We start from the raw sequence: 6,393 nt of genomic DNA on the forward strand, positions 1-6,393 counted from the left end.
TGAGGCCTCCAAATCAAAGCCTCATTGAATCAAAGCCATGCCCGCGTGTGAACCCCGTTTATGAGTGTAGGGCCTAATTTGACTTCTATCAAGCGCCGGGTCTCTAGAGGAATGGAAACTGTAGGCGGGCCAATTGATGTCGCGGTGATTTCAAAAACCGAGGGCTTCATTTGGGTGAAAAGAAAACATTATTTTTCCGCTGAATTGAACCCACGCTACCTGTCTCGCATTAAAATGGGAGATGCTGAAAGTAAGGAAAGGTCAAATGGAAGCAAATCGGAAGTTTAGATACGACCAATTAATTCCGGATGATGACGTTCGCCGGAACGAAGACAAGCGGACACAGGACCAAACAAGAAAGCCGGTTGAGGATACCAAACGCAAAATTCGAGAAGCGTTTGCGAAGTCTGAGAGGATAAAAGCTTCGCTCAGATCTTGACGAGCTTGGATGGTGAGCTTCTCGCGCGAGCGTATAACTCATTCAGTCGAATCCAAGGCGGAGAGCCGCCTTGGTAAAACAAAATACTTTAACGCGATGACGCGGTAAAATTCGCATCTTATGCTGGGCGAAATCTTAAAACGCAATGTGACGTTGCGTTATCACTATTTGGGAAGTTACCGCCCCGGCCGCCCCGTCTTGCCCTTCGTCCGCTTCTGCCTCTTCACATCCCCCGCATCCTCATAGCTGCCGACGCCCGTCTTGCCGCGCACCAGGGGGCGCGGGTCGTCGCGGTCGGGTTGGCCTTCCAGCAGCGGGGAGAAACGCTTGGTGCTCTTGGCGGCGTCGGGCTTGTCCGGGAGCTTGCCTGACACGGGCTTTTCGGTGCGGCCGACGGTCATTTCGTCGAGATCGTTCCGACGGAAGGTGCGGGACGGGATGGCCGTGTCGGTGCCTGGGCCCATGTCGTCGAGGGTGGGTTTCTGGAAGAGGGAGGTCGAGGGTGTGGCCCCCTCATCCGCCCTGCCGGGCACCTTCTCCCCGCTGGGGAGAAGGGACTCTTTGGTCGCCTTGGCGTTCCGCTTGATGCCTTCCATGGCCTTGGACTCCTCGCGCGCCATCGGGTCGTCCATGACGGCGAGTTCGGCGGCCTTGAGGCGTTTGATTTCGTCGCGGAGGCGGGCGGCCTTTTCGAAGTCGAGGTCGGCGGCGGCGTCGCGCATCTGTTTTTCCAGCGCGTTGAGATGGGTCTGCAGGTTGCCGCCCACGAGGTTGCCGCCGTCGGCGAAGCCCTTGCCTGATACACCCGAGATGTCGGCGCGGACGTGGTCGCGTTCGTAGACGCTGTCAAGGATGTCGGAGATTTTCGCCTTCACCGATTCCGGCGTGATGCCGTGTTCGGTGTTGTAAGCCACCTGCTTTTCGCGGCGGCGGGCGGTTTCGTCCATGGCGCGCTGCATAGAGCCGGTGACGGTGTCGGCATAGAGGATGACCTTGCCGTCGACGTTACGCGCCGCACGGCCGATGGTCTGCACCAGCGAGGTCTCGGAGCGCAGAAAACCTTCCTTGTCGGCGTCGAGAATGGCGACGAAGCCGCATTCGGGAATGTCGAGACCTTCGCGCAGAAGGTTGATGCCGACGAGGACGTCGAAGGCGCCGAGGCGCAGATCGCGGATGATCTCGATACGCTCCAGCGTGTCGATGTCGGAGTGCATGTAGCGGACGCGCACGCCCTGTTCATGCAGATATTCGGTGAGGTCCTCGGCCATGCGCTTGGTGAGCACGGTGCAGAGCGTGCGGTAACCCTTGGCTGCGGTCTCGCGGATTTCGCCGAGCACGTCGTCGACCTGGCTGCGGGCGGAGCGGACTTCGACCGGCGGGTCGATCAGGCCGGTCGGACGGATCACCTGCTCGGCGAAGACGCCGCCGGACTGGTCGAGTTCCCAGCCGCCGGGGGTGGCCGAGACGGCGACGGTGTCGGGGCGCATCGCGTCCCATTCCTCGAAGCGCAGCGGCCGGTTGTCCATGCACGACGGCAGGCGGAAGCCGTATTCGGCAAGCGTCGCTTTTCTGCGAAAATCTCCTCGGTACATGCCGCCGATCTGCGGAATGGTGACGTGGCTTTCGTCGATGAAGAGCAGGGCGTTGTCGGGAATATATTCGAACAGGGTCGGCGGCGGCTCGCCGGGGCTGCGGCCGGTGAGATAGCGCGAATAGTTCTCGATGCCGGCGCAGGAGCCTGTGGCTTCCAGCATCTCGACATCGTAGCGGGTGCGCTGTTCCAGGCGCTGGGCTTCCAGCAGGCGGCCGGCCTTTTCGAGCTCGGCGAGGCGCAGGCGCAGCTCTTCCTTGATCGCCTTGATGGCGCCGTTCAGCGTCGGGCGCGGGGTGACATAGTGGCTGTTGGCGTAGATCTTCACGCTCTTCAGGTCGCCGGTCTTCTGGCCGGTGAGCGGGTCGAACTCGGTGATGGCGTCGATCTCGTCGCCGAACATGGAGATGCGCCAGGCCGCGTCTTCCAAGTGGGCCGGGAAGATTTCGATCGTATCGCCGCGAACACGGAAGGAGCCGCGCACGAAATTGATGTCCTGGCGCTTGTATTGCTGCGCCACGAGGTCGGCCAGCAGCTGGCGCTGGTCGAGGCGGTCGCCGACCTCCATCTGGAAGGTCATGGCGGTGTAGGTCTCGACCGAGCCGATACCGTAGATGCAGGAGACGGAGGCGACGATGATGCAATCGTCGCGCTCGAGCAGCGAGCGGGTAGCGGAGTGGCGCATGCGGTCGATCTGCTCGTTGATCGACGATTCCTTCTCGATGAAGGTATCGGAGCGCGGCACATAGGCTTCCGGCTGGTAGTAGTCGTAGTAGGAGACGAAATATTCCACCGCGTTGTCGGGGAAGAAGTTCTTGAATTCGCTGTAGAGCTGGGCCGCCAGCGTCTTGTTCGGCGCCAGGATGACGGCCGGGCGCTGGGTGGCCTCGATCACCTTGGCCATGGTGAAGGTCTTGCCGGAGCCGGTGACCCCCAGCAGCACCTGGCTGCGGTCGCCATTGTCGAGGCCCTCGACGAGATCCTTGATCGCCGTCGGCTGGTCACCGGCAGGTGAATATTCGGAGTTCATGCGGATCTCGATGCCGCCTTCGGATTTCGGCGGCCGGGCCGGGCGATGCGGCGTCCACATCTTGCCGTCCTTGAACAGCGGATTGCCGCTTTCGATCAGCGCCGACAACGCTTCCACCGTGGCCGTCACCGCCGTGCCGGCCTTCAGCGCGGCGGCGTCCTCAAGCGAGACGTCGAGGCCGGAGACCGGGTTGAGGCCGGCGGCGGCGCGCGTCTTCGGGTCGGTCGAGCCGCCCATCGACGTGCCTCTGGCGGATTTTGACGCCGCGATCTCCACCTTCTTGCGGTGCTTGCCGGCCTTCGAGGCGATCTGCCGCTGTGTCTCGACACCGGATGCCTCGGCATCGGCCTCCAACTGCTTCACCCAATCGGCGACGGAGCCCTCGAGCGGGGCGCCTTCAAAGGACGATTGGGGAGCTTCCTCGAAACCATCGGGGGCGGGGGACTTTTTCGGAGATTTGGCCATGGCCGGAATATGGAGAGAGTCAGCGCGAAATGGAAGAGGCAAAGAGTACAAAAGGGAAACGGATTTTGCGGCGTCCGACGTTGGATGTCTGTGGTCACCAAATGGCTCGCCGATATTGCATCGCGGCAAAAATGCGGGCTATAACGGAGACACTCACCACGGACCCGGTGAAACTCCGGGTGGCTCTTCTGGCCGCCGATCCGCCAGACAACGCAAAACCTGCACGCCATATTTCGACCGCCCGTCCGGGCGCGTTGGGCCACGCTTTGCGAGATATCACCAACATGCACGTATCCTCCTTCCGCCGGGATTGGTTTTCCAATCCGACCCGCGAAATGCTTGCCGGCGCCGTCGCCACCTTCGCGCTGATCCCCGAGGTCATCGCCTTTTCCTTCGTCGCCGGTGTCGATCCGCAAGTCGGCCTCTTCGCCTCCTTCGTCATCGGCATCGTCATCGCCTTCACCGGCGGCCGCCCGGCGATGATCTCGGCCGCCGCCGGCTCCGTGGCGCTGGTCGCGGCACCCTTGGTGCATGCCCACGGACTGCCCTATCTCTTCGCCGCCGGCCTGCTTGCGGGCGTCATCCAGGTCGTGTTCGGCCTGCTGCGCCTCGGCGTCCTAATGCGCTTCGTGTCGAAATCGGTGCGCACCGGCTTCGTCAACGCGCTGGCGATCCTGATCTTCGGCGCCCAGCTGCCGCATATCATCGGCGGTGACTGGATCGCCTATGCCATGCTGGCCGCCGGCCTCGCGGTGATCTACATCGCGCCGCGCATCACCACCGCCATCCCGTCACCGCTGATCTGCATCCTGCTGCTCACCCTTGCCTCCGTCGGCCTGCATCTGCCGGTGCTGACGGTTGCCGATCTCGGCAAGCTGCCGGATTCGCTGCCGATCTTCGCCTGGCCGCAGGTGCCGCTGAACCTGGAGACGCTTGAGATCATCGCCGGTCCGGCGCTGGCCATCGCCATGGTCGGCCTGCTGGAATCGATGATGACGGCGAGCGTCGTCGATGATCTCACCGACACGACGAGCGACAAGAACCGCGAATGCGCCGGCCTCGGCATCGCCAACGCCGCCGCCAGCCTGTTCGGCGGCATCGCCGGCTGCGGCATGATCGGCCAGACGGTCAGCAACGTGAAGTACGGCGGTCGCGGCCGTCTCTCGACGCTGTTTGCCGGCGCCCTGCTGTTGATCCTCATGGTGCTCCTGAAGCCATGGGTCTCGCAGGTGCCCGTCGCGGCCCTGGTCGCGATCATGGTCATGGTGTCGATCGACACCTTCGATTGGTCGTCGGTCAAGACCATGGTGGTGCATCCGAAGACCTCGAGCATCGTCATGCTGGCGACCGTCGTCGTTACCGTCTTCACCGCCAACCTGGCGCTCGGCGTCACCGTCGGCGTGCTGCTGAGCGGCGTCTTCTTCACCTTCAAGGTCGCCAAGCTGCTGTCGGTCCGCAAGGACACGGATGAGGCGGGCGAGCGCATCGCCTATCATGTCACCGGCCAGGTCTTCTTCGCCTCCGCCGACGTCTTCATCGACGCCTTCGACATCGCCGATGCCGAGGGCATGGCGGTGACGATCGATCTCACCCACGCGCATTTCTGGGACATCACCGCCGTGGCGGCGCTGGACCGCGTGGTGCAGCGCTTCAAGGCGCACGGCGTTTCCGTCGAGGTAAACGGCCTCAACGAGGCGAGCGCGACGCTGATCGGCCGGCTCGACAATGCGCCGAGCCTGAAGGAAATCTGATCGCTTAAAGTCGTCCTGCCGCGCACCCGACCTGTAACAAACCCGCCGGTGCCGGCGTATACGGGTCGCGTCAGGACAATCAGGCATAAACGGCATGCCTGAGCGAGGGACATCCTCACCTGCGCCAGCCGGCGATCGTGTCTTGGCTGCAGGTCTTGGCCAAGGCACGGCGACACCATTCAGTGGTGTCGCGACGGTGCCCGGAAGAGAACCGGCAGCCGGATCCAGATCGACCGGTGCCGGTCATGCGCGGGTTCGCAACCTGTCGCCGGGTCGGATGGATCAAAGCCGAAGGTAAAGACCATGATGATCAACAGACGGACTTTCTCGACAGCACTTCTCGCCGGCGCTGCCGCTTCCCTCATTTCCACGCGCGGCATGGCCGCGATGGCGCAGCCCGCCAAGGCGCGCAACATCGTTCTGGCCCACGGGCTGTTCGCCGACGGTTCCTGCTGGACGGAGGTGATCGCGCGCCTGCAGGCAGCCGGTTTCAACGCCACTGCCGTGCAGAACCCGCTGACCACATTGCCGGAGGCCGTTTCCTCGGTCGAGAAGGTGCTGGATCGCCAGGATGGTCCGACCGTCCTCGTCGGCCACTCCTTCTCCGGCATGCTGGTCACCGAGACCGGCGTGCATCCCAAGGTTTCGGCGCTCGTCTATGTCGCCGCCCGTGCGCCCGATGCGGGCGAGGACTACACGGCGCTGGCAAAGACCTATCCGACCCCGCCTGCCTCGGCCGGGATCGTGTTCGATGGCGATGAAGGACGTCTGAGCGAGGAGGCATTCCTGCGCGATTTCGCCGGCGATCTGCCGGAGGCGAAAGCCAAGGTGCTCTATGCGGTGCAGGAGCCGTTCCACAAGGCGTTGCTGACCGGCAAGACCACGCAGGCGGCGTGGCGCTCGAAACCGAGCTGGTACGCGGTGTCGACGGAGGATCGGACGATCAATCCGGATCTGGAACGCTTCATGGCCAAGCGCATGGGCGCCAAGACGATCGAGCTCAAATCCAGCCACCTGTCGCTGATCTCGCACCCCGACGAGATCACCCAGATGATCATCGAGGCTGCCGGCGGCCGCTGAGGTGAGGTGAAGCCAGTGACGTCGCGGTCTTAGGACC

At 63.1% G+C, this 6,393-nt stretch carries 3 protein-coding genes and 1 other annotated feature; of the genes, 2 read left to right on the forward strand and 1 reads right to left on the reverse strand.

What is annotated here, in order from left to right; translation table 11 throughout:
* Positions 1 to 615: 615 nt before the first annotated feature.
* Positions 616 to 3,525 (reverse strand): excinuclease ABC subunit UvrB, encoded by a 2,910-nt coding sequence (gene uvrB / locus ACCD05_RS31355; protein WP_413397553.1) that lies wholly within the window; start codon positions 3,523 to 3,525, stop codon positions 616 to 618.
* A gap of 157 nt (positions 3,526 to 3,682) precedes the next feature.
* Positions 3,683 to 3,738 (forward strand) — a sequence feature (sul1 is cis-regulatory element that is thought to sense ions involved in sulfur or methionine metabolism; They are found in Alphaproteobacteria).
* Positions 3,739 to 3,809: 71 nt separating this feature from the next.
* On the opposite strand from uvrB, the gene ACCD05_RS31360 reads away from it, so the two are divergent.
* Entirely contained in the window at positions 3,810 to 5,276 is a 1,467-nt protein-coding gene (locus tag ACCD05_RS31360) for a SulP family inorganic anion transporter (protein WP_113200295.1), read from the forward strand.
* A gap of 303 nt (positions 5,277 to 5,579) precedes the next feature.
* The gene (locus ACCD05_RS31365) at positions 5,580 to 6,356 is read left to right on the forward strand and encodes an alpha/beta hydrolase (protein ID WP_413397555.1); all 777 of its coding nucleotides are present in this window, start codon (positions 5,580 to 5,582) and stop codon (positions 6,354 to 6,356) included.
* Positions 6,357 to 6,393 lie beyond the last annotated feature (37 nt).

Source organism: Rhizobium sp. Rhizsp42, assembly GCF_047304155.1.
Classification (GTDB): Bacteria; Pseudomonadota; Alphaproteobacteria; order Rhizobiales; family Rhizobiaceae; genus Rhizobium.

What these genes read in the sequence shown, in the direction of transcription:
- uvrB (WP_413397553.1), bottom strand. Translation starts at nt 3,525, where the DNA reads ATGGCCAAATCTCCGAAAAAGTCCCCCGCCCCCGATGGTTTCGAGGAA.
- ACCD05_RS31360 (WP_113200295.1), top strand. Translation starts at nt 3,810, where the DNA reads ATGCACGTATCCTCCTTCCGCCGGGATTGGTTTTCCAATCCGACCCGC.
- ACCD05_RS31365 (WP_413397555.1), top strand. Translation starts at nt 5,580, where the DNA reads ATGATGATCAACAGACGGACTTTCTCGACAGCACTTCTCGCCGGCGCT.